The sequence below is a fragment of the Streptomyces rhizosphaerihabitans genome, assembly GCF_025399795.1.
In the GTDB taxonomy this organism is placed as follows: Bacteria; Actinomycetota; Actinomycetes; order Streptomycetales; family Streptomycetaceae; genus Streptomyces; species Streptomyces rhizosphaerihabitans.
Map to the genome: position 1 here is coordinate 234,745 of NZ_JAODTZ010000004.1, position 22,603 is coordinate 257,347.

At 70.3% G+C, this 22,603-nt stretch carries 18 protein-coding genes; 7 read left to right on the forward strand and 11 right to left on the reverse strand.

All coding sequences use genetic code 11. The features are described from left to right. Window positions 1-502: 502 nt before the first annotated feature. Window positions 503-3,118 carry an ABC transporter permease/substrate binding protein gene (locus N4G66_RS06045; protein ID WP_261702896.1) on the reverse strand — a complete coding sequence of 872 codons (2,616 nt, stop codon included), beginning with the start codon at window positions 3,116-3,118 and terminating at the stop codon, window positions 503-505. Further along, window positions 3,111-4,190 (reverse strand): quaternary amine ABC transporter ATP-binding protein, encoded by a 1,080-nt coding sequence (locus N4G66_RS06050; RefSeq protein ID WP_261702897.1) that lies wholly within the window; start codon window positions 4,188-4,190, stop codon window positions 3,111-3,113. The genes N4G66_RS06045 and N4G66_RS06050 overlap by 8 nt, the downstream gene beginning before the upstream one ends. A 171-nt stretch (window positions 4,191-4,361) precedes the next feature. Here N4G66_RS06050 and N4G66_RS06055 point away from each other — a divergent pair, with 171 nt between their 5' ends. Further along, window positions 4,362-5,300 carry a 5'-3' exonuclease gene (locus N4G66_RS06055; RefSeq protein WP_261702969.1) on the forward strand — a complete coding sequence of 313 codons (939 nt, stop codon included), beginning with the start codon at window positions 4,362-4,364 and terminating at the stop codon, window positions 5,298-5,300. Window positions 5,301-5,401: 101 nt separating this feature from the next. Beyond that, a complete protein-coding gene (locus N4G66_RS06060) occupies window positions 5,402-6,238 on the forward strand; it encodes a siderophore-interacting protein (RefSeq protein ID WP_261702898.1) in 837 nt (278 codons plus the stop codon). A gap of 204 nt (window positions 6,239-6,442) precedes the next feature. On the opposite strand, the gene N4G66_RS06065 is transcribed toward N4G66_RS06060, so the two are convergent. The 3 genes from N4G66_RS06065 to N4G66_RS06075 form a co-directional block, all read right to left on the reverse strand. Continuing rightward, on the reverse strand, window positions 6,443-7,219 hold the full coding sequence (locus N4G66_RS06065; RefSeq protein WP_261702899.1) for an ABC transporter permease: 777 nt from the start codon (window positions 7,217-7,219) through the stop codon (window positions 6,443-6,445). Beyond that, complete coding sequence (locus N4G66_RS06070) at window positions 7,216-8,232, reverse strand: ATP-binding cassette domain-containing protein (RefSeq protein ID WP_261702900.1); 1,017 nt, start codon at window positions 8,230-8,232, stop codon at window positions 7,216-7,218. Before N4G66_RS06070 ends, N4G66_RS06065 begins: the two co-directional genes overlap by 4 nt. Before the next feature lie 227 nt (window positions 8,233-8,459). Further along, on the reverse strand, window positions 8,460-9,101 hold the full coding sequence (locus N4G66_RS06075; RefSeq protein ID WP_261702901.1) for a PadR family transcriptional regulator: 642 nt from the start codon (window positions 9,099-9,101) through the stop codon (window positions 8,460-8,462). A gap of 229 nt (window positions 9,102-9,330) precedes the next feature. Here N4G66_RS06075 and N4G66_RS06080 point away from each other — a divergent pair, with 229 nt between their 5' ends. Together N4G66_RS06080 and N4G66_RS06085 are read left to right on the forward strand one after the other, a co-directional pair. After that, the gene (locus N4G66_RS06080; protein ID WP_261702902.1) at window positions 9,331-10,884 is read left to right on the forward strand and encodes an amino acid permease; all 1,554 of its coding nucleotides are present in this window, start codon (window positions 9,331-9,333) and stop codon (window positions 10,882-10,884) included. A 4-nt stretch (window positions 10,885-10,888) separates the two neighbouring features. Continuing rightward, window positions 10,889-11,848, forward strand: coding sequence for an RluA family pseudouridine synthase (locus N4G66_RS06085; RefSeq protein ID WP_261702903.1), 960 nt, complete (start codon window positions 10,889-10,891; stop codon window positions 11,846-11,848). On the opposite strand, the gene N4G66_RS06090 is transcribed toward N4G66_RS06085, so the two are convergent. The 6 genes from N4G66_RS06090 to N4G66_RS06115 all read right to left on the reverse strand — a co-directional run bounded on the left by N4G66_RS06090 (window position 11,842) and on the right by N4G66_RS06115 (window position 17,434). Next, window positions 11,842-13,332, reverse strand: coding sequence for a cytochrome P450 (locus tag N4G66_RS06090; RefSeq protein ID WP_261702904.1), 1,491 nt, complete (start codon window positions 13,330-13,332; stop codon window positions 11,842-11,844). The genes N4G66_RS06085 and N4G66_RS06090 overlap by 7 nt on opposite strands. 74 nt (window positions 13,333-13,406) lie before the next feature. Then, window positions 13,407-14,027, reverse strand: coding sequence for a GTP-binding protein (locus N4G66_RS06095; protein WP_261702905.1), 621 nt, complete (start codon window positions 14,025-14,027; stop codon window positions 13,407-13,409). Beyond that, entirely contained in the window at window positions 14,008-14,457 is a 450-nt protein-coding gene (locus tag N4G66_RS06100) for a DUF742 domain-containing protein (RefSeq protein ID WP_261702906.1), read from the reverse strand. Before N4G66_RS06100 ends, N4G66_RS06095 begins: the two co-directional genes overlap by 20 nt. Next, window positions 14,454-14,861, reverse strand: coding sequence for a roadblock/LC7 domain-containing protein (locus N4G66_RS06105; protein WP_261702907.1), 408 nt, complete (start codon window positions 14,859-14,861; stop codon window positions 14,454-14,456). Before N4G66_RS06105 ends, N4G66_RS06100 begins: the two co-directional genes overlap by 4 nt. Then, window positions 14,858-16,444, reverse strand: coding sequence for a sensor histidine kinase (locus tag N4G66_RS06110; protein WP_261702908.1), 1,587 nt, complete (start codon window positions 16,442-16,444; stop codon window positions 14,858-14,860). The genes N4G66_RS06105 and N4G66_RS06110 overlap by 4 nt, the downstream gene beginning before the upstream one ends. 363 nt (window positions 16,445-16,807) lie before the next feature. Next, a complete protein-coding gene (locus N4G66_RS06115; RefSeq protein ID WP_261702909.1) occupies window positions 16,808-17,434 on the reverse strand; it encodes a TetR/AcrR family transcriptional regulator in 627 nt (208 codons plus the stop codon). Window positions 17,435-17,648: 214 nt separating this feature from the next. On the opposite strand from N4G66_RS06115, the gene N4G66_RS06120 reads away from it, so the two are divergent. The 3 genes from N4G66_RS06120 to N4G66_RS06130 are packed head-to-tail and all read left to right on the forward strand — an operon-like array spanning window position 17,649 to window position 22,593. After that, window positions 17,649-18,473, forward strand: coding sequence for an urea amidolyase associated protein UAAP1 (locus N4G66_RS06120; protein WP_261702910.1), 825 nt, complete (start codon window positions 17,649-17,651; stop codon window positions 18,471-18,473). Continuing rightward, window positions 18,470-19,069, forward strand: a complete 600-nt coding sequence (locus N4G66_RS06125) for an urea amidolyase associated protein UAAP2 (RefSeq protein WP_261702911.1) — start codon at window positions 18,470-18,472, stop codon at window positions 19,067-19,069. Before N4G66_RS06120 ends, N4G66_RS06125 begins: the two co-directional genes overlap by 4 nt. After that, window positions 19,066-22,593 carry a 5-oxoprolinase/urea amidolyase family protein gene (locus tag N4G66_RS06130; protein ID WP_261702912.1) on the forward strand — a complete coding sequence of 1,176 codons (3,528 nt, stop codon included), beginning with the start codon at window positions 19,066-19,068 and terminating at the stop codon, window positions 22,591-22,593. The genes N4G66_RS06125 and N4G66_RS06130 overlap by 4 nt, the downstream gene beginning before the upstream one ends. Window positions 22,594-22,603 lie beyond the last annotated feature (10 nt).

Below are 22,603 nucleotides of genomic sequence, written 5' to 3' on the forward strand. Positions count from 1 at the left end.
GTTCGGCCGTGCCGCCGCGCACGGAGCTGATGTGCGGCGGGCCCTCGGAGCGGTGCGCGAGCGCGGCCGCATGCCGAACGCTCGGTCAACGCCATGGGCCGAAAACCCTTCGGGAGGGTGCGGTCACGGACCGCGTCACGGTTGTCCGGATCTCTCTCGTACGCCAGTACGTGACCACCGGCGTCGTCGGCCGCGCGTGCGGACCGGTATCCGCCCGGACGGGGAGGAGTCCGCGGATCCCGGGAACGCCGCGAGGGGTGGCCCGCGCCGCGCGGGTCAAACGAACCCGTACGACGAGGACCACCCCTCGGAGTGAACCGCTCGGCCCGCTCGGAGCGAACCGCCGACCCTTACCGCTGACCGCGCCTCGGAGCGAACCACCGGCCTTTACCGCGCCCAGGAGCGAACTGCCACCCCTTACCGCGCCTCGGAGCCAGCGGCTGACCTCTGACCGCGCCTCGCTTCGACCGCTCACCGCGCCTCGGGGCGAACGGCCCGTCTCCTACTGCGGAGTCATCCGCTGCACCATGTCCGGGTGCTCCTTCAGCCACCCGGCGACGGCGTCCTCCTCGTGCCCCTGCCCGCGCCGCTTGATCTCGCTCTCCAGGCCGCCGAGTTCGCTCTCGCTCATCCTGAACTTCCTGATCCACTCGGTGAGCTTCGGGTACTGGTCGGGGAACTTCTCACTGGAGATCGTCCGGATCGTGTTGCCCTCCCCGAACAGCTTCCTGTCGTCGGTGAGCTTGGTGAGCTTGTACTCGCTGTACGCCCAGTGCGGCGACCACAGGACGACCGCGACCGGCTCCTTCTTCGCGTACGCGCGCTTCAGCTCGGCCAGCATCGCGGGCGTCGAGCCGTCGACGACCTTGTACTCCTTGTCGAGGCCGTAGCCGGGAAGCACCTTGTTCTTGAGGAGGTTCATCTCACCGGTGCCCGGCTCGATCCCGATGATCCTCCCGCCGAAGGTCTTGCTCTTTCCCTTGAGGTCGGAGAGGGACTTCACGTCCTTCACATACGAGGGGACGGCGATCTCCAGGGAGGTCGGCTTGTACCAGGTGCCGAGATCCTTCAGGTCGTTCTTGTGCTGCTCCCAGTAGTTGGACTGGGCGTACGGCAGCCAGGCGTCGAAGTTGAGGTCGAGGTCACCGGAGGCCAGACCCGTGTAGACCGGGCCCACGTCCATCTGCTTGAGGTTGAGGGTGTAGCCGCGCCGGGCCAGCACGTTCTTCCAGAGGTAGGTGACGGCGACGTCCTCGTCCCAGGGGAACCAGGCGACGTCCAGCGGGCGCTTCGCCTCGGCCGGGGTGGCGGACGCGGAGCCCTCGACCGGGGCCAGCTTGTCGACGACGCCGGGATTCGTCTTCAACCAGGCGCGCACCGCGTCCTGCTGCTTGCCCTTGCCGACCTTGTTGATCTCCGCTTCGAGACCGGTCAGCTGCTTCTCGGTCATCCGGAAGTTCTTCAGCCACTTGCCGACGACCGGGTTGTCCTGGGCGAAGCCCTTGCGGGAGAGGGTGTGCACCCCGTCGCCCTTGCCCCAGGCGCCCTTCGGATCCTTGAGCTTCTTCAGCTTGTACTCGCTGTACGCCCAGTGCGGCGACCACAGGGTGGCGACGATCGGCGCCTTCTCGGCGTACGCGCGCTTCAGCTCGGCCAGCATCGCGGGCGTGGAGCTGTCGACGACCTCGTACTCCTGGTCGAGCCCGTACTCCTTGAGCACCTTGGTCTTGAGCAGGCCCATCATTCCGGCGCTCGACTCGATACCGGTGATCTTGCCGCCGAACTTCCCGGCCTGCCCCTTGAGGTCGTCGAGGGAGTCGATGCCCTTCATGTAGGCGGGCACGGACAGTTCCAGGGATGTCGGGCCGTACCAGGAACCCAGGTCGTCGAGCTGCTTCCCGTACTTCTTCCAGTACTGCGCGTGCGTGGTCGGCAGCCAGGAGTCGGTCTCGAAGTCGATGTCGCCCTGGGCGAGCGAGGTGTACAGCGGGCCCGCGTCGAACTGCTTGGTCTCCACCTGGAAGCCGCGCCGCTCCAGGATCTCCTGCCAGAGGAAGGTGGAGGCGACGCCCTCGTCCCAGGGGATGTAGCCGATGGTGACCTTCTTGCCCTGGCCGACGTTCTCGCCGTCGGACGCGGTGGAGGTGGCACCCGCGCCGCCGAAGACACCCATGCCGCCCGCGACCAGGGCGAGGACGACGACGCCCGCCATGGCCACGACGGGACGGGGGCGGTACGACCAGATCCTCAGGCCCTGCGCGGCGCGCGCCTTGGCGGCGGCGCGGCGGCCGAGCGGGGAGACCTGGGTCCCCAGCGCGCCGGTCATACGGTCGAGGTAGATCGCGAGGATGACGATGGCGACGCCGGCTTCGGAGCCGAGGCCGACGTTCAACTGGCCGATGGCCTCGTTGACATCGCCGCCGAGACCGCCGGTGCCGACCATGCCCGCGATGGCGGCCATGGACAGGCCCAGCATGATGACCTGGTTGACGCCCGCCATGACGGTGGGCAGCGCGAGCGGGAGCTGGATGCGCAGCAGGGTGTCGCGCGGGGTGGTGCCGAACGCGTCGGCGGCCTCGACCAGGTCCTTGTCGACCTGGCGGATACCCAGCTCGGTCATGCGGACACCGGGGGCCAGCGCGAAGATCAGGGTGGCGACGATGCCGGCGGGGGCACCGGTGCCGAAGAACAGGATCGCCGGGATGAGGTAGATCATCGCGGGCAGCGTCTGCATGAAGTCGAGGACCGGCCGGACGACGCCGCTGACCCGGTCGGAGCGGGCCGCCCAGATGCCCACGGGCACGGAGACGACGAGCGCGATGAGGGTCGCGACGAGGACCAGGGACAGGGTCACCATCGCGTCCTCCCACAGTTCGAGGGAGTCGATGAAGGCGAATCCGGCGAAGGTGAGGACACCGGCGGAGGTGCCGCGCAGCCAGAAGGCGACGACGGCGAAGATACCGGCGAGGAGCAGTGGCTGGGGCGCCTGGAGGACGGCGTCGATGCCGTCGTAGGTGCCCGAGAAGACGGTCTTGAGGAAGTCGAAGAGCCACGCCATGTGGTTCAGCAGCCAGTCGACCGCGCTGTTGACCCAGTCGCCGAAGGGGATCCTAGGCACCGGCCGTCACCTCCTCGCCGCGCGGGCTGGGACACCGCTCGGGCGTGCCCTGCTCGTCGCCGAGGAAGCCGACCAGGCGCTGCCGGGGGACGACCCCGACGAGGGTGTGGTTCTTGTCGACGACCGCGACCGGGTGGGAGAGGCGGGCGCTGATCGCGCAGAGGTCCACGAACGAGGTGTCCGGCCCGGCGGTCTCGCAGGAGCAGTCGGCCTCGTCGCCGCGCAGGTCCGTGTCCATGACGGCGCCCGCGGTGAGCACGCGGGAGCGGTCGACGTCCTGGGTGAAGGAGGCGACGTAGTCGTCTGCGGGCCGCACGAGGATGTCCTCGGCGGTGCCGGTCTGGACGATGCGGCCGTCGCGCATGACGGCGATCCGGTCGCCGAGGCGCATCGCCTCGTTGAGGTCGTGCGTGATGAAGACGATGGTCTTCTTGAGCTTCTTCTGGAGCTCGATCAGCTGGTCCTGCATGTCCCGGCGGATCAGCGGGTCGAGCGCGCTGAACGACTCGTCCATGAGCAGCAGATCGGCGTCCGTGGCGAGCGCGCGGGCGAGTCCCACGCGCTGCTGCATTCCGCCGGACAGTTCGTCGGGCCAGGACTTCTCCCAGCCTGCGAGTCCGGCCAGTTCGAGGGCCGTGGCCGCCCGTTCCCTGCGCTCGGCGGCCGGTACGCCCTGGACCTCCAGGCCGTAGGCGGCGTTCTCCAGCACGCTGCGGTGCGGGAACAGCGCGAAGTGCTGGAAGACCATGCTGATCTTCCGGGAGCGGACCTCGCGCAGCTCGCGCGCGCTGAGCGCGGTGAGGTCCTGGCCGTCGAAGCGCACCTGCCCCGCGGTCGGCTCCAGCAGTCCGTTGAGCATGCGCAGCAGCGTGGACTTTCCGGATCCGGACAGGCCCATGACGACGAAGATCTGCCCCGGTTCCACCGTGAAGGACGCGTCGATCACGGCGGCGGTGGTGCCGTCGGCGCGCAGTTCCTCACGGTCGGCCCCCTGGCGGAGCCGCTCCACGGCCGCTTTCGATCGTCTTCCGAACACCTTGTACAGATGGTCGGCCTCAAGCCTGGATGACACGTGTGCCTCTCGTTCGAACGCGGGGAACGGGTTGAACGAACGCTTTCGACGTTCCCGACGGCTGATGACGGTTGAATGCACAACCGGGTCCGTTCAGAGGCGGCGCCTGCCCCCGCTTACACGGAGCAAACACGGGAGTGGTCCAGGTCACTGTCAGTGGCGTACGGCATGATGCGGAACGTGACGACGCAGACTCGACGACTCATGCTTCTCGACACCGCCTCGCTGTACTTCCGCGCCTACTTCGGTGTGCCGGAATCCGTGAAGGCCCCGGACGGCACCCCGGTGAACGCCGTGCGCGGGCTGCTGGAGTTCATCGACCGCCTGGTCAAGGACCACCGCCCGGACGACCTGGTGGCCTGCATGGACGCGGACTGGCGCCCGCAGTGGCGGGTCGATCTGATCCCGTCGTACAAGGCGCACCGGGTCGCGGTGGAGACCGAGGTCGGCCCGGATCAGGAAGAGGTGCCGGACACGCTCTCCCCGCAGGTGCCCGTCATCGAGGACGTCCTGGACGCGCTGGGCATCGCCCGCGTGGGGGTCGAGAGGTACGAGGCGGACGACGTGATCGGCACGTTCACCGGACGCGCCAAGGGCCCGGTCGACATCGTCACCGGAGACCGTGACCTGTATCAACTCGTCGACGACAAGCGGGAGGTGCGCGTGCTGTATCCCCTCAAGGGTGTCGGCACGCTCCAGCTCACCGACGAGGCCTGGCTGCGCGAGAAGTACGGCGTGGACGGTCCGGGGTACGCGGATCTGGCGCTGCTGCGCGGCGATCCGAGCGACGGGCTGCCCGGAGTGCCCGGCATCGGGGAGAAGACGGCCGCCAAACTGCTCGCCGAGTTCGGCGACCTGGCCGGGATCATGGCCGCGGTCGACGACCCGAAGGCCAAGCTGACGCCCTCTCAGCGCAAGCGGCTCGACGAGTCGCGGCCGTACCTCGCCGTGGCGCCGACCGTCGTCAAGGTGGCCGGGGATGTGCCGCTGCCCGAGGTGGACACGGCGCTGCCGCACGCGCCGCGCCATCCCGCCGCGCTGGACGAACTGGCCGCGCGCTGGGGTCTGGGCGGCTCGTTGCACCGCCTGCTCACGACACTGCAGGCTTAGCCGAACGCTTCTGACACGACTGATACCGCTTCATGCATAGGTGCTACAGAGGAAGGGATGCTAACTTAGGTAAGCCTAAGCATGCGAATCAGGAGGCAGTCATGGCAGAGCGCCCGGAACGCAAGCCCCGGAAGCCCCACTCCGCGAAGGTCGTGCGGACCGAGCGGCTGACCCCCCACATGCAACGGGTGGTACTGGGAGGCGACACCCTGGCGGACTTCGCCGCGGGCACCAGCACCGACCACTATGTGAAGCTGCTGTTCGGCCCCCCGGGCGTCTCCTATCCCGAGCCCTTCGACATGGAGCGCATCCGCGAGGAGCTCCCGCGCGAGCAGTGGCCGGTGACACGGACGTACACCGTGCGCTCCTGGGACCCCGAAGTGCGCGAGCTGACCCTGGACTTCGTGGTGCACGGCGACGAGGGGCTCGCCGGGCCGTGGGCCCTTCGGGTGCGGCCGGGCGAAGTCGTCCGGTTCATGGGTCCCGGAGGTGCCTACGCGCCCGATGTGAGCGCCGACTGGCACCTGCTCGCCGGAGACGAGAGCGCGCTGCCCGCGATCGCCGCCGCCCTGGAGTCGCTGCCCGACGCCGCCGTGGTCCGCGCCTTCGTCGAGGTCTCCGGACCCGAGGAGGAGCAGAAGATCGACTCCGACGCGGAGGTCGTCTGGCTGCACCGAGGTGACCGGCCCGTCGGCGCGGCCCTGGTGGAGGCCGTACAGGCCCTGGAGTTCCCGGAGGGCCGGGTGCACGCGTTCGTACACGGCGAGGCCGGCTTCGTGAAGGAACTGCGAGGGCTGCTGCGGGTCGAGCGCGGGATTTCGCGCGACGACCTGTCCATCTCCGGCTACTGGCGCCTCGGTCACAACGAGGACGGCTGGCAGGCGGCGAAGCGCGCGTGGAACGCCCAGGTGGAGGCGGAGCAGGAGGCGTCGGCCTGACGCCGGCTCACCACCCCGTACGTCATCAGGAGGCGGACCCGCGTGGCGCGGGCCGCCTCCTGACGTACGTACGGACAGCCGTGCGTACGGGTGGCCGCCGTGGGCCGGGGCTGCCACCGACCGCGGCCGAGGCGGCGCCGACGCGGGCCGGAGCCGGCGTCACCCCACCGCCCCCGGGCGGGACCGGCTGCCCGTTCCTGGGGGCTACACCGACCGCTGGTACGACCGGAACGTGCGGATCGACAGCCAGACCGCTGCCACCGCGAGCGCGAGCAGGCCGCCCGTCCGGCTGAGCACGTCACCCCAGTCGGGGTGCTCGGACATCGCCGAACGGCCCGCGACCATCGCCCAGTCGAGCGGGTTGAAGTCGGCGGTGTGCCGGATCCAGCCGGGCATCTGCGAGGGAGCCATGAAGGCACTGGAGAGGAACGTCAGCGGCAGCAGCAGGAAGGTGTTGATGCCGATGATCGACTCCCGCTCCTGCACCAGCATGCCCAGCGCGTTGGACAGCGCTCCGAACACCGTGCCGAGCAGGACCGAGGCGAGGACCAGGATCGCCACACCGCCGATGCCGCCGGGGTAGTCGGCGCCTCCGGCGAGTCCGAGGAGCACGATGATCACCGACTGCAGGGCGGTGATCAGGCCGTTGTTGACGACGTTGCCGTTCATCAGCGCGGCCCGGCTGACCGGGGTGGTGAGGAAGCGGTTGAGCGTGCCTCGCTGGATCTCCTCCAACGTGCCCATTCCGGCCCACATGTTGGAGCTGAGGGCGCTCATCACGACCACGCCCGGCACCAGGTAGTCGAGGTACGAGGTGGTGCCGAAGCCGCCGAGCCCGACGACCTTCCTGAAGAGGCTGCCGAACAGGAAGAGCCAGATCACCGGCTGGATCAGGGTGATGATCGCGTACGCGGGCTGGCGGGCGAACACCATCAGCTGTCGCTGCGTCATGTACCAGGTCTGCGAAACGGCCGTGCTCATCGGGCACCTCCGGCCAGAACGAAGGAGTCGGCGCCTTCCGCCTCGGCTTCCGAGTAACGGCGGCCCGCATAGCGGAGATAGACGTCGTCGAGCGAGGGCCGGGCGACGGTCGCGGAGGCGACCTTGACCCCGGCCCGCTCCAGGGCTCCGAGCAGGGCGGGTACCGCGGCCCCGCCGTCGTCGGCACGGACGCTGATCCGCCGTCCGTCGAGCAGCACCTGATGCACGCCCGGCAGCCCGCCGAGCGTGCCCTCCAGCAGCGTTCGGCCGGCTTCGCCGACCGCCTCGCTCAGCTCCACGTGGACGGCGTCCCCACGCAGTTCGCCCTTCAGCTCGTCCGGGGAGCCCTCGACGACGACCCGGCCGCGGTCGACGATGGCGATGCGCTCGGCGAGCCGGTCGGCCTCTTCCAGGTAGTGCGTGGTGAGCAGGATGGTCAGGCCCTCGTCGCCGGCGAGCCGGGCGATCTCGTCCCACATCGCGGTGCGCGCCTCGGGGTCGAGTCCGGTGGTGGGCTCGTCGAGGAAGAGCACCTCGGGACGGTGGACGAGACCGAGCGCCACGTCCAGGCGCCGTCGCATGCCCCCCGAGTAGCCCTTGACCGGGCGCCGCGCGGCGTCGGCGAGGGAGAACCGCTCCAGGAGTTCGTCGACCCGGCGGTCCAGGCCCGCGCCCTTCAGACCGTAGAGCCTGCCCTGGAGCCGGAGGTTCTCCCGGCCGGTCGCCACCGGGTCGGCGCCCGAGTTCTGGGCGACCACGCCGATCGCGCGCCGCACCCGGTCCGGGTGGCGCAGCACGTCGTGACCCGCGACGGTGGCGGTGCCCGAGTCGGGGCGGGCCAGGGTGGTGAGGATCTTGACGGTGGTGGACTTGCCGGCGCCGTTCGGGCCGAGGAGGCCGAAGACGGTCCCCTGCTCGACCGTGATGTCCATGCCGCTGAGCGCGGTGACGTCACCGGAATAGGTCTTGATCAGCTGACGCGCCTCGACTGCGGGCGCACGAGTACTACTCATGACGGCTGCTCTCCCAAGTGAGCGGATGCTCGGCGTGAAGCCGAGTGGTCTCGGATTCCCGAGTGATCTCGGGTGACTGCCGAGCTGATCCGTGTGAAGAGCGCCGGGCTATCCTGGGTGTGCCGCACCTCGATCGCCTGGAACTGCCGCACGGCGGATTCAGTTCGGGGTTCGAGACCCTGGCGGGACTGGTGCAACAGTCCTGCCGGGGTCTGTTCTTCTTCGGGTCACTGCTCGAAGTGGCGTTCCTCCACGTCCTGGAACTCGGGCGGGATCTCCCCCGTCTCGTGGAAGGTCCGCCACGCCTCGACGCCGGGCAGCGTGCCCTCCCTGAGCTCCCTGAGGAAGCCCCGGACCCACTTCGCCTGCGCCTCGATCATGTGCAGCTGGTACTCGCTCTCCACGAGGAAGAGCCGGGGCAGCGTCTCGTACAGCTTCGCCAGGCCGCCGCGGGTGCTCGCGGCCTGCACCTCGAGGGAGTTGAGCCGCTCCGCGAGCAGCCGTACGACCTCGTCGGGAGGCAGTGCCCCCATGAGCGAGAGCGCGGTCTCGAAGATCGGGTACTCGCGCGCCGGGACGGCCATCAGATCGGAGAGCCATTCGGTCATCTCCTCGCGCCCGGCCTCGGTGATGCCGTAGACCGTGCGCTCCGGACGGTTGCCCTGCCGCTCCACGTCGGTGACCTCGACGAAGCCGTGCTTCTCCAGGTTCTGCACGACCGTGTACAGGGACCCGTAGTTGATCTTCGTGCTGCTGTCCTTGCCCTGACGGCGCAACGTCTGGGCGATCTCGTACGGATGCATCGGCTTCTGCCAGAGCGTCGTCATGACGGCGAGCGCCAGCGGATTGCTCAGCTTGCGTCGCTTCATCGCCACCACACCTCTCGACTCGTCTCCGAATATCCGTAGCCGAACATATCGCGTCTCAAGAAGGCTCGTCAATACACGCGATGTATCGCGTTGAAACGGGGACGGCAGACACGTGAGGACTTAGGCCCGTCGCTGACACGGCCGCGTCACGCGGGTGAAACAGGGTCTCCCTAATTTCTGTCACCCGACAGGAATTCCTCTCCCTTCCGCGCCGAAGGCAGGTGCCGCCGTGACCACCACCGCCCCCTCCGACGTACGCCCCGATCCGCCCGAGTCCCCCGACGACCGCTCGCTGACCGAGTTCGGCTACCGCCAGGAGCTGCACCGCAGCCTCGGCCGGTACGCCTCGTTCGCCACCGGGTTCTCCTTCATCTCCGTCCTCACGACGGTCTTCCAGTTCTTCGCCTTCGGGTACGCCTTCGGCGGCCCGGTCTTCTTCTGGACCTGGCCGGCCGTGCTGATCGGCCAGCTGGCGGTCGCCGCGTGCTTCGCGGAACTGGCCGCGCGCTACCCGATCTCCGGCGCGATCTACCAGTGGTCCTCGCGCCTGTCGAACCGCTCCTTCGGCTGGTTCGCCGGCTGGATCATGGTGATCGGACAGATCGTCGTGGTCGCCGCGGCGGCACTCGCCCTGCAGATGGTGCTGCCCGCGATCTGGTCCGGCTTCCAGCTGGTCGGCAGCGATCCGGCCCCCACCAGCCCCGACGGCGCCGCCAACGCGGCCGTCCTCGGCGTCGTCCTGCTCGTCCTGACCACGGTGGTGAACCTTCTCGACAACCGCGTGATGTCCGCCGTCAACCGGATCGGCGTCACCGCCGAGATCATCGGCGCCGTCCTGATCATCGTGCTGCTGCTCACCCACTCCGAACGCTCCCCCGGCATCACCTTCCACACCGGCACAGGCACCGGCACGGGCCTGTTCGGGGCGCTCATGGTGGGCTCGTTCATGGCCGCGTACGTGATGATCGGCTTCGACAGCGCCGGCGAGATGAGCGAGGAGACCCATCACCCGCGGCGCACCGCGCCCCGTACGATCCTCACCGCGCTCGGCGCGGCGGGTCTGCTCGGCGGACTGATCGTGCTCGGCGGACTGCTCGCCGCCCCGAGCCTCACCGACGGCCGCCTCGGCGTCGACGGCCTGAGCTACGTCCTGACCAGCAGCCTCGGCGACGGGGTCGGCCGTGCGCTGCTCGCCGACGTGGTGGTGGCCATCGCGGTGGCGACCCTGGCGATCCAGACCGCCGCCTGCCGCATGCTCTTCTCGATGGCCCGCGACAACCAGCTCCCCTTCTCCGGCCGTCTCGCGAAGGTCGACCCGCGCACCGGCATGCCGAGCGCCCCCGCCCTGGTCGTCGGCGTCCTCGCGGCCGCCCTGCTGCTCCTGAACTTCGCCTCGCCGGACGCGTTCCTGGCGATCGGCACCACCTGCATCGTGATGCTGTACCTCGCGTACGCGATGGTCACCGGGCCGCTGCTGGTACGCCGGCTGCGCGGGCGGTTCACCGCGGACGGCACCGACGAGACGGGCGCCCCGCTCTTCTCCCTCGGCCGCTGGGGCATCCCCGTCAACGCGCTCGCCCTCGTCTACGGCCTCTTCATGACGGTCAACCTGGCGTGGCCGCGCGCCGCGGTGTACGACCCGGCGGGCGGGCACTGGTACTTCCGCTGGTTCACCCTGCTGTTCCTCGGTGTGACGCTGGTCGCGGGCGCCGGGTACCGGGCCTTCAAGGCACGGGCGACGGAGGCGGAGGCTCCCGAGGTGGTCCCGGCCTCGTACGCTTGACCGGGTGAGACGCAAGCCCCGGATCCCGCCGTCCCCCCTCCCGCAGCGCCACGGGGTCGACCCCGTGCGGATCAGACTGCCGCGGGAGGGGAGCCGGCCCACCGTGCGGGAGTATCTGGTGGAACGGCTCGCGGCGGGCGACGGGGTCATCGACTCGATGATCGACGAGGGGCTGATCGTCGGCGAGGACGGACGGCCACTGACCGCCGAAGCGGCCTACGCGCCGGGGATGTTCGTGTGGTTCCACCGGGAGCTGCCCGACGAGGAGCCGGTGCCGTTCCCGCTCGACGTGGTGTACCGGGACGAGCACATCGTCGTCGCGGACAAGCCGCACTTCCTCGCCACCACACCCCGCGGCAGCCATGTCGCCGAGACGGCCCTCGCCCGGCTGCGCCGGGAGCTCGGCCTGCCTGAGCTGGGCGCCGCACACCGCCTCGACCGGCTGACCGCCGGGCTCGTGCTGTTCACCGTACGGCCGGAGGAACGCGGCGCGTACCAGTCGCTGTTCCGCGACCGGCTGATCGGCAAGGAGTACGAGGCCGTGGCGCCGTACGACTCCGCTCTCGGTCTGCCGCGCACGGTCACCAGCCGCATCCTCAAGGAGCGCGGGGTGATGGCCGCGCGGGAGGTGGCGGGCGAGCCGAACGCGGTCACCGGGATCGACCTGGTGGAACGCCGGGACGCGCTGGGGCGCTACCGGCTGACTCCCCGTACCGGCCAGACCCATCAACTCCGGGTGCACATGAGCGCGTTGGGCCTGCCCATTCTCGGCGATCCGCTGTACCCGACGGTGACCGGTCCGGTGCCGGCCGACGACTTCCGGCGTCCGCTGCAACTGCTGGCGCGGACACTGGAGTTCACCGATCCGGTCACCGGACGGGCCCATCGGTTCGTCAGCGAACGGGTACTGGAGGCGTGGGCCTCGTACGACGTCTGGTCGGCCGGAGCGGCCGGGGATCAGTAGCCGCGCCACCAGCGCAGGAAGCGCTGCCAGGCGCTCGGCCCGCGGGCGGGCCGAGGAGCGGCCGGGACGGGTTCGGGGACCACCGGCTGCGGTGCGGCGGGCGCGGCCGGTGCTGCGGTGCCGGTCATGACCTGCCAATGGGACCGCTGGGCGGGCAGCGCGCGGACAGCGGGCCGCTGCATGACGTCCTGTGTCGGCTTGGGCTCGAATCGCACGGGCAGATCGACGAGGTGGCGCGACGACATGGAGCCCCGCCAGCGCAGGTCGTTCTCGTCGCAGTCGAGTTCTACGTCCGGCAGCCGCAACAGCAGGGCGTCGACGCCGACATCGGCGATGGCGCGGCCGATGTCCTGGCCCGGGCACTCGTGGGGACCGCCGCCGAAGGCGAGGTGGGAGCGGTTGCCCTGCATGCTGGCGGCCAGATCGGGCCTGATCCGGGGATCGACGTTGCCCGGCGCGATCCCGAACAGCAGTCCGTCGCCCTTGCGGATGCGCTGGCCGCCGAGCTCCGTCTCCTGCTTGGCGAAGTAGCCGAGGACGGCGCTGAACGGCGGCTCGTTCCACAGGGACTGCTCGACCGCCTCGGGAACGGTCATCTGCCCGCCGTTCAACTGGGCTCGGAAACGCGGGTCGGTGAGCACCATGCGCAGCACATTGGCGATGAGGTTGGCGGTGGCCTCGTACGCGGCGAGCAGGACGAGCCGCAGATGCTGGGCGACCTCGTCGTCGGTGAGCCGGGCCGGGTGGTTGATGAGGTGGCTGGTGAAGTCCTCCTCGGGCTCGGCACGGCGCCGCAGGGTGTGCTGCGTCAGCACGCTCATGACGTACTCGTTGCTGGCGATCGCGGTGTCGGTGCCCTTGAGCAGGTCACGGGTGGCCTGCACCATGCGGTCGTTGTAGTCCTCGGGCATGCCGATGATCTCGCAGAGCACGGACATCGGCAGATGCTCGGCGAACTGTCCGACCAGATCGGCCTCGCCGAGCTCGCAGAACACGTTGACCAGGCGCTGCGTCGCACGGTTGATGTAGCGCCGCAGACTGCGGAAGTCGATGGTGGACATGGCGCCGGTGACGGCTCCACGCAGCCGCAGGTGCTCGTCGCCCTCGGCGTGGGAGCAGATGGGCTGCCAGGCGATGTGCGGGGCGAGCGGATGGTCGGCGCCCGCCGTGCCGTCCTTGACGGCGGTCCACAGCCGGCTGTCGCGCGCGTAGTGCGAGGGCGTGCTGACCATGTGCAGGTTCTCGGCATGGCCGAGGACCACCCAGATCGGCACGTCGTTGTGCAGTAACACGGGTGCGACGCCTCCGTGTTCGGCACGGAGCTTCTCGTACAGCGCTCCCAGGTCCTCCGCCTCGGGCCCGTACAGGCGGCGCAGACCGCCGGGGCCGACGCCGGGGCCGATTCCATGGGCGGGGCAGCCTGGAGGCGGGCCACCGAACGCGGGTTCATCCGTACCGGTCGGAAAATGGGATTCGGTCGTCACAATGATCGCTCCGAAGCTCAAATACGTTCTATGGATGGGGAGTTGGCGAACGGATGCCGTTCACGGTACGGCGTTCAGACGCGCGCCGAAGTCATCGCCAGGGAATGCAGGAACCGCATCAGGGTCATCAAGGTGTCGCGGCTCGACGCCCTGCGGCGGGCGTCGCACTTCACGATCGGGATCTCCTCGGCGAGGTCGAGCGCGGCCCGCAGGTCCTCGACCGGGTACCGGGGCGCGTCGGGGAAGTCGTTTATCGCGACGACGAACGGAACGCCGCGCTCCTCCAGACGGCCGATCACGTCGAAGCTGACTTCCAGACGGCGGGTGTCGATCAGGACGACCGCGCCGAGCGCTCCCTCGAACAGGCCGTTCCACAGGAACCAGAAGCGCTCCTGGCCCGGTGTGCCGAACAGGTAGAGCACCAGTTGGTCCGTGATGGAGATCCGGCCGAAGTCCATGGCCACGGTGGTGGCCGTCTTGGTCTCCGACCCGTAGTTGTCGTCGACCCCGATGCCGGCCTGCGTCATGGTCTCCTCGGTCGTCAGCGGCCTGATCTCGCTGACGGAGCCCACCATGGTCGTCTTGCCGACTCCGAAGCCGCCCACGATCACGATCTTCACCGCCGCCTGTGCGGTGTGGGGCAGGTGGTCCTCGGCGCGAGGGCCCGTGATGGTGTCAGAGTTTTTGAAGTCCATGCATCACCGCTTCGAGGAGGGAACGGTCGGGAAGCGCCTGACGGACGATCGGGGCGCGCGCCTGTACCAGTTCGGCCGCCAGCAGCTCGGTGAGCAGGACGGTCACCACGCTGAACGGCAGATTGAGATAGGCCGAGATCTCGGCCACGGACAAAGGGGCCCTGCACAGCCGCAACAGCGCCGATTGTTCCGGCTGGGCGGCGGGCGGCGACTCGGCGGCGCGTGCGACGACCAGCGTGACCAGATCGAGCTCGGCCCGGTCGCCGCCCTCGCCGCCGCCCGTGAGCACGTACAGGCGCTCCGGGTTCTTCGGTTTGCCCTGCCCCTCCTCCCCCTCGTGGCCTTCCGGGCCCGCGAGGGGGAGGCTTGCTGCGGGAGGGTCCGGGGGCCGGTCCTCGGGTTGGCGCCGCCGGCGTTGCGGAGGAGTCATACGGTCTGCCCGTTGTGCCTCGGCGGACTCGTCAGATGGGCGCCGATCCGTACGACGAGGTCCCGCATGCGGTTGCTCATCAGCCCCGGTTCCGCGGTCTGGTTGGCGAGCACCGCGAGGTAGGCGTTGGCTCCGGCCGACATCAGGTAGAAGTAGCCGCCGTTGATCTCGATGATGACCATCCGCATCCGGCCGTCGCTCTTGGGGATCTCGCCCGCGACGGCTCCGGCCAGGCTCTGCAGGCCCGCACAGGCCGCGGCGACCCGGTCGGCCGCGTCCGGGTCGCCGCCGTAGCGGGCGATGCGCAGCCCGTCGGCGGAGAGCACCACGATCTGCTGGATGCCCGGCACTCCGTCGGCGAGTTCCTTGAGCATCCAGTCGAAGTTGGCTCGCTGCTGGATCACTTGAGGTCCCCCTCGTCGTCGGCCTCGGCAGGGGCCGGCTGGTTGTCCGTGCTGAATGCGGTCGGGTCCGGGTCACCCTTGAGTCCGTTCATGAACGCCTCGACCCACAGCCCGGGTTCGGGCTCCTTCTCCTGCGGTTCGGGCTCGGGCTCCCACAAGGACGAGGCGCCTGCGGCCTCGGCGGCCTCCTGCTCGGCGCGCGCCTCGGCGTACCGCTGGCTGAGCGGGACCTTGACCCGGCTGCGGCGCTGCGGCAGACCGCCCGGCGTCCACTCGGTGACCACCGGGACGTCGTCCTCGCGGAGGTCACCGCTCGACGAGGGGATGCGGGGGCCCGTGGTCGGCCGGCGCTTCTTGGGCTTGCGCGCCGGGCCCTCGACCCCGCCGTTGTCGATGCCGGCCACGGAGGTGGCTCCGATGCCGTGCGCGAGACCGGGGGCGAAGTCGGTGGTGAGCATGTCGCGCGGGGCGACGAGGACCGCGCGGACACCGCCGTACGCGGACTGCCGCAGCGAGATCTGCATGCTGTACATCTGCGCGAGTCGTCCGACGACGGCCATGCCGAGCCGGGGCGCCTGGCCCATGACGTTCGGGTCGACGCCCGCCGCGGCCAGCCGGAGCAGCTCCTCGATCTTGCCGCGGGCCTCGTCGCTGAGACTGACGCCGCCGTCCTCGATCTCGATGGCGATGCCGGTCTGCACCTCGATGGCGGTGACGTGCACCTTGGTGTGCGGCGGCGAGTACCGGGTGGCGTTGTCCAGGAGCTCGGCCAGGGCGTGGATGAGCGGTTCGACGGACACGCCGTTGACGGCGATGTCGACGATGTTGTGCAGCTCGATGCGCCGGTACTCCAGGATGCGGGACATCGCGCCGCGCAGCACGCTGAACAGCGGTACGGGCTCAGGCCATTGGCGTCCGGGGCGGCCGCCGCCGAGCACGGCGATGGAGTCGGCGAGCCGGCCGATCAGCGCGGTGCCGTGGTCGATGCGCAGCAGGTCGTCGAAGACCTCGGGGTTGCGCCCGTGGTCCTCCTCCATCTCGCGGAGTTCGTTGTTCTGCTGGTGGACGATGGCCTGGACGCGCCGGGCGATGTTGACGAAGGAGCGCTGCGCGGCGTCGCGCATCGACTCCTCGGTGTCGACGATCTTGAGCAGTTTCTTCAGCAAGTCCTTCTGGGACTTGGGGACTTCGCGGAGCTCCGGGTTGTCGCGGCCCAGGGTGCGAACGACCTCCGAGGGGGAATCCCCGTCGTGCAGTCGGTCGATCGCGTACGGCAGGACCTCCCGGGTGAAGCGCACGATCTCCTGATCGTGCGCGGCGATGCGCTGTTCCAGGGAGGCGGTGCGGCGCGCGAAGTCGGCCCGCAGCTCACGGGCGACGCGGCCGCGGCGGACGGCTTCGCCGCCGATCGCGATGACCAGAAGCGTGGCGAAGCCACCGCACAGGGCGACCGCGCCCCGGGCCGGCTCCGTCACCGCGGCGACTGCGGCGCCGGTCGCCACCGCCATCAGTATGGCCGGCAGCAACAGCACGCGCGCGTAGGGAAGTTCACTGTCACCGGGAGGCGATTGAACACTCACCATGTATGCCCTCTGAGACAAGTCGGCTGGGGGTGGGGGAGGTTTGTGGGGGAAACGACATGGATCAACACGGATCAAACGAGATCTTCGGAACTTTTGGGAACAAACGCACGATTACATCCCAACTCGGTGCGCTGCGGGCGAGCTTAGTCCGACCGGATCAACGCTGTGTCATATTCAGCAAGCACCTGAAAACGCCCATAAGACTGGAGTACCCTCAGCCCCATTTGCACGCTGCGCCTCCGTACGCACACGGTGCGTGATGCCGTGCGGACGTGCGAAACCGCGGCTCACCGGGGCGATCGCGGCTCGGCCGGGGCGAAGCGGCGACGGTGGAGCGATGGAGAGGAAAGCGGCGGTGAAGGCTCAGATTCCGGCGATGCGCAGCGCCGCGTCCGCCGTGGCCTCGGCGAAGGCGGACACCGGACGCTGCGGATCGGAGCGGTGCACGAGGATGACGCCCTCGATCAGCCCGAACAGCAGATCCGTCCGCAGATCCAGCTCACTCTTGGCGAGCGCTCCCCCTGCCGCCGTCGCGGCGAGCAACTGCCGGTAGGTGTCCTTGAGTTCGGCCCGCACGGCATGGAACCCGGCGAAGCGCTCGGTGCGCACCTCGGGCAGCAGATAGAGGCCGCCGAGGTTGTGCGGGCCGCCGCAGAGCACCTCCACGTCGGTGCGGCACAGCTCCCACAGCCGGCCCTCCGCGGGCGCCGCGTCGTCGGCGAGGAGCTCGCGGGCGAACGCCAGCGACGGCGTGACCGTGGACTCCAGGAGCTCGGCGAGCAGCTCCTCCTTGCCGGACACGTAGTGGTACATGGACGCCTGGCGCATGCCCGCCCGCTCGGCGACGGCACGGGTGGTGGTGGCCGCATATCCCCGCGTCGTGAACAACTCGGCGGCGGCGTCGAGCAGTTCGGCGCGCGGCGTCAGTCCGCTGTCCGGCCGCTGCGCTACCCGCGGCCTGCCGACCCGTCGTCCGCCACCCGTTCCCATACGTTCGATCCTCGCACACACGAGGTGCGCCGACGGGGTGCCGCGACGCGCACGACGGACCCCGGGCGGCGGTGCGCGGACCCCGCCCTCCCCGGCTGCGCACCCCCGTGAGGGACAGGTAACCGCGCGGCAACACACGGGACACGGCCGCGACCCACCCCGCCCCTAATTTCTGTCGGGCGACAGAAATGACCCAGGAGCCGGAGGACCCGCGATGGCGACAGCGACCACCTACGGAGCGCGCGACCACGCCCGCGCCCAGCAGGGAACCCGTACGGAGGCCATGCCCGTGGTCCCCGCGGGCGACTGGCCGGCGCCGCCCTGCGAGGCGGGCCATCTGGTGTGGGCGGAGACCGTGGCGGGCGGCAACTACACGCACAAGGTGCTGGCCCGGGGCACCGAACTGCGCCTGACCGACCTCACCGGCGACGCCTGTGCGCACCTGCTGCTGTATGTCGCGGACCGCCCGTGGGAGCGCCTGAACGTCGCCGACACCGTCAAGGTCCAGTGGAACGCCTATCTGGGCCAGGGGCAGTTGCTCCTCTCCGACCAGGGCCGGGTGCTGGCCTCGGTGGTCGCCGACTCCTCCGGACGGCACGACGCCCTGTGCGGCACCTCCACGCTCGTACGCAACACGGAGCGGTACGGGGACGGCACTCCGCAGTCCGCGTCCCCGGCCGGACGCGAGCTGTTCAAACTGGCCGCCGCCAAGAACGGGCTCACACCCCGCGATCTGCCGCCCTCCCTCTCGTTCTTCCAGGGCGTGGAGATCGGCGACGACGGCTCACTCGACTTCACCGGCTCGGCCGGACCCGGTGGCAGCGTCACCCTGCGCGCCGAGCAGGACGTCACCGTGCTGATCGCGAACGTGCCGCACCCGGCCGATCCGCGCCCCGGCTACACGAGCACCCCCCTGGAGGTGCTGGCCTGGCGCGCACGGGCGACCGCGGCGGGCGACCCGCTGTGGGAGGCCACGCCCGAGGGCCGCCGCGCCTTCCTCAACACCACCGAATTCCTTGCCACGAGGGGGCTCGCATGACGCACGTCACCGTCCCGGCCAGGGCCGCCTGGTCCGCCGTCGTCCGCAGCGGTCAGACGCTCACCGTCACCGATCTGCACGGCAACCAGGCCGTCGACTTCCTGGTGTACGACGCCGAGGACACCGCCGTCCGCTACAGCGCGCCGGACACCATCCAGGCGCAGGGGAACATCTTCCTGACCACGGGCAGCGTGCTGATGTCCAACGAACACACCCCGCTGATGACCGTCGTCGAGGACGAGGTCGGCCGGCACGACACGGTCGGCGGCGCCTGCTCCAAGGAGTCGAACACCCTGCGCTACGGGCACCACACCTGGTCCCAGCACGCCTGCGTGGACAACTTCCTCGCGGAGGGCGCCCGTCACGGCCTCGGCAAGCGCGATCTCGTCTCGAACATCAACTGGTACATGAACGTGCCCGTCGAGAAGGACGGCACCCTCGGCATCGTCGACGGCATCTCCGCGCCCGGACTGCGACTGACCCTGCGCGCCGAACGCGATGTGATCGTGCTGGTCTCCAACTGCCCGCAGATCAACAACCCGTGCAACGGCTTCGAACCGACGGCGGTCGCGATCACGATCGGGGCTTCCGCATGACCTTCGACACCCTGCTGATCGCCAACCGCGGCGAGATCGCCGTCCGGATCATCCGGACGGCCCGCGAACTGGGCCTGCGCACGGTCGCCGTGTACTCCGACGCCGACCGCGCCGCGCCCCACGTACGGCTCGCCGACGAGGCCGTACGCCTCGGCCCGGCCCCCGCCAAGGAGTCCTACCTCGACGGCGACCTGGTCCTGAAGGCGGCCAAGGACACCGGGGCGGGGGCCATCCACCCCGGGTACGGCTTCCTGTCCGAGGACGCGGCGTTCGCGCGGCGCTGCGAGGACGCCGGGATCGTGTTCGTCGGGCCGACGCCGGAACAGCTGGAGCTGTTCGGCGCCAAGCACACGGCACGGGCGGCCGCCGAGGCCGCGGGAGTGCCGCTGGCGCCGGGCACGGGACTGCTCCCCGGCCTTCCCGAGGCCCTGGAGGCGGCCGGGTGCATCGGCTATCCCGTCATGCTCAAGGCCACCGGCGGAGGCGGCGGCATCGGAATGTCGGCATGTCGATCCGCCGACGAACTGACCGAGGCCTGGGACCGGGTACAGCGCGTCGCGGCGGCCTCCTTCTCCTCCGCCGGAGTTTTCCTCGAACGCCTGGTCGAACACGCCCGCCATGTCGAGGTGCAGGTCTTCGGCGACGGCCGGGGCCGTGTCGTCACCTTCGGCGACCGCGACTGCTCGCTCCAGCGCCGCAACCAGAAGGTCCTGGAGGAGGCCCCCGCCCCGGGCCTGCCCTCCGACGTGCGCGACCGACTCGCCTTCGCCGCACGCGAGTTGTGCGCCTCGGTCGGCTACCGCTCGGCCGGGACCGTCGAGTTCGTGTACGACGCCGCCCGCGAGGAGGCGTACTTCCTTGAGGTCAACACCCGTCTCCAGGTGGAACATCCGGTCACAGAGGAGATCTACGGCGTCGACCTGGTCGCCTGGATGCTGCGCCTGGCCCGGGGCGAGTCCGATGTCGTACGGGATCCGGGGACGCCCCGCGGTCACGCCGTCGAGGCGCGGGTGTACGCCGAGGACCCCTCGCGCGAACACCGGCCGAGCGCGGGCCTGTTGACGCGGGTCGAGTTCCCCGGCGGCGTCCGCGTGGACGGCTGGGTCGAGACGGGCACCGAAGTGACCACGTCGTACGACCCGATGCTCGCGAAGATCATCGCGTACGGGCCGGACCGGGAACACGCACTGGAGCGGCTCGACGAGGCACTGGCCAGAACCCGGGTGGACGGCATCGAGACCAACCTGGGTCTGGTGCGGGCCGCCCTCGCCGATCCGTCCTTCCGGCGGGCGGCGCACTCGACGGCCACCCTTGCGGGTGTCACCGATCCCACCCCACGCATCGAGGTCGTGTCCGGCGGCACGCTCACCACCGTGCAGGACTGGCCCGGCCGCACCGGCTACTGGCAGGTCGGGGTACCGCCGTGCGGCCCGATGGACGACCTCTCCTTCCGGCTCGGCAACCGTGCGCTCGGCAACCCCGAGGGCGCACCGGGGCTCGAATGCACTCTGCGGGGACCGGCGTTGAGGTTCACCCACGCCACGACGGTCTGTGTCACGGGTGCTCCCGCGCCGGTCACGGTGGACGGGGCGGCCATCGCCCAGTGGGAGCCGGTGACCGTGCCGGCCGGGGCGGTTCTGGAGGTCGGCGCGCCCACCGGGCACGGCCTGCGCACCTATGTGCTGTTCGCGGGCGGCGGCCTGGACGTGCCCGCGTTCCTCGGCAGCGCCTCCACCTTCACCCTCGGCCGGTTCGGCGGCCACGGGGGCCGGACCCTGCGGACCGGCGACGTCCTGCACGGCGGCGCGGTCACGGCACTCGGGGCACCCGTGCCACCCGGCGAGCGTCCCGGCTTCACGGCCGAGTGGCGGGTCGGCGCCCTCGAAGGACCGCACGCGGCACCGGAGTTCTTCACCGAGGACGACATCCACGACTTCTACGCCGCCGACTGGAAGGTCCACTTCAACTCTGCCCGCACCGGCGTACGGCTCATCGGCCCGAAGCCCCGCTGGGCCCGCGCGGACGGCGGCGAGGCCGGCCTGCACCCGTCCAACATCCACGACACGCCGTACTCGGTCGGCGCCGTCGACTACACCGGCGACATGCCGGTGCTGCTCGGCCCGGACGGCCCCTCGCTCGGCGGCTTCGTCTGTCCGGCGACCGTCGTCAGCACCGAGCGCTGGAAGCTCGGCCAGTTCCGCCCCGGCGACACCGTGCGCTTCGCGCCGCTCGCCGACGACGGTTCGGCGCGGCCCGCGATCGTCGACGGCGGGGTGCTCGCCCGGGACGGCGATGTGACGTACCGCCGCAGCGGCGACGACAACCTGCTGGTCGAGTTCGGGCCCATGCAGCTGGACCTGGCCCTGCGCATGCGGGTCCACGCGCTGATGGAGGCGGTGACGGAGGCGGACCTCGACGGTGTCACCGACCTCACACCGGGCATCCGCTCGCTCCAGATCCAGGCGGACCCGCGCCGGCTGCCCCAGCGCGAACTCCTGGACACCGTACGGCGGACGGTCCGCGCGCTCCCGCCGAGCGACCAGCTCGTCGTCCCCTCCCGGACCGTCCATCTCCCGCTGTCCTGGGACGACCCGGCCACCCGCGAGGCCATCGCCCGCTACATGGCCGGTGTCCGCGACGACGCTCCCTGGTGCCCGTGGAACATCGAGTTCATCCGCCGCGTGAACGGCCTCGATTCGGTGGACGACGTGTACCGCACGGTCTTCGACGCGGAGTATCTCGTCCTCGGCCTGGGCGATGTGTACCTGGGCGCGCCGGTCGCCACCCCGCTGGACCCGCGCCACCGCCTGGTGACCACCAAGTACAACCCGGCCCGCACCTGGACCGCCGAGAACTCGGTCGGCATCGGAGGCGCCTACCTCTGCGTCTACGGCATGGAGGGCCCCGGCGGCTACCAGTTCGTCGGCCGGACGACCCAGGTGTGGTCGGGCTGGCAGCAGCGCGGCGCGTTCGAGCCGGGCTCGCCCTGGCTGCTGCGCTTCTTCGACCGGATCAAGTGGTACCCGGTGGAGGCGGACGAACTCCTGGAGCTGCGGGCCGACATCATCTCCGGCCGCTTCGTGCCACGCGTCGAGGAGGGCACCTTCTCGCTCGCCGCGTACGAGGACTTCCTCGCCGAGAACGCCGAGTCCGTCGCGGAGTTCCGGTCCCGGCAGGGCGGCGCGTTCTCCGCCGAGCGGGACGCCTGGGAGGCGGCGGGCGAGTTCACCCGCGCACAGGCGGCGGGGGCCCCGGCGGCGCCGGCCGTCGAGGTGAGCGTCCCGGAGGGCGGCCGGCTGATCGAGGCCGAGTTCGCCGCGTCGGTGTGGCAGCTCAACGTGGAGCCGGGCGAGCGGGTGACGGCGGGGCAACCGCTGCTCGCCCTGGAGGCGATGAAGATGGAGTCACGCGTCCCCGCCCCGGTCGACGGCGTCGTCCAGCAGATCCTCACCAAACCGGGTGCCCAGGTGGAGGCGGGCACGGCCCTGCTGGTGCTCGCCCCCCTGGAACCGTCGGCACCCTGACCGTCGCCGC

Bases quoted from the DNA above. Each gene is read 5' to 3' on its own strand.
- N4G66_RS06055 (WP_261702969.1), top strand. From the start codon at position 4,362: ATGCGGAACGTGACGACGCAGACTCGACGACTCATGCTTCTCGACACC.
- N4G66_RS06060 (WP_261702898.1), top strand. From the start codon at position 5,402: ATGGCAGAGCGCCCGGAACGCAAGCCCCGGAAGCCCCACTCCGCGAAG.
- N4G66_RS06065 (WP_261702899.1), bottom strand. From the start codon at position 7,219: ATGAGCACGGCCGTTTCGCAGACCTGGTACATGACGCAGCGACAGCTG.
- N4G66_RS06070 (WP_261702900.1), bottom strand. From the start codon at position 8,232: ATGAGTAGTACTCGTGCGCCCGCAGTCGAGGCGCGTCAGCTGATCAAG.
- N4G66_RS06075 (WP_261702901.1), bottom strand. From the start codon at position 9,101: ATGAAGCGACGCAAGCTGAGCAATCCGCTGGCGCTCGCCGTCATGACG.
- N4G66_RS06095 (WP_261702905.1), bottom strand. From the start codon at position 14,027: ATGGACTTCAAAAACTCTGACACCATCACGGGCCCTCGCGCCGAGGAC.
- N4G66_RS06100 (WP_261702906.1), bottom strand. From the start codon at position 14,457: ATGACTCCTCCGCAACGCCGGCGGCGCCAACCCGAGGACCGGCCCCCG.
- N4G66_RS06110 (WP_261702908.1), bottom strand. From the start codon at position 16,444: ATGGTGAGTGTTCAATCGCCTCCCGGTGACAGTGAACTTCCCTACGCG.
- N4G66_RS06115 (WP_261702909.1), bottom strand. From the start codon at position 17,434: ATGGGAACGGGTGGCGGACGACGGGTCGGCAGGCCGCGGGTAGCGCAG.
- N4G66_RS06120 (WP_261702910.1), top strand. From the start codon at position 17,649: ATGGCGACAGCGACCACCTACGGAGCGCGCGACCACGCCCGCGCCCAG.
- N4G66_RS06125 (WP_261702911.1), top strand. From the start codon at position 18,470: ATGACGCACGTCACCGTCCCGGCCAGGGCCGCCTGGTCCGCCGTCGTC.
- N4G66_RS06130 (WP_261702912.1), top strand. From the start codon at position 19,066: ATGACCTTCGACACCCTGCTGATCGCCAACCGCGGCGAGATCGCCGTC.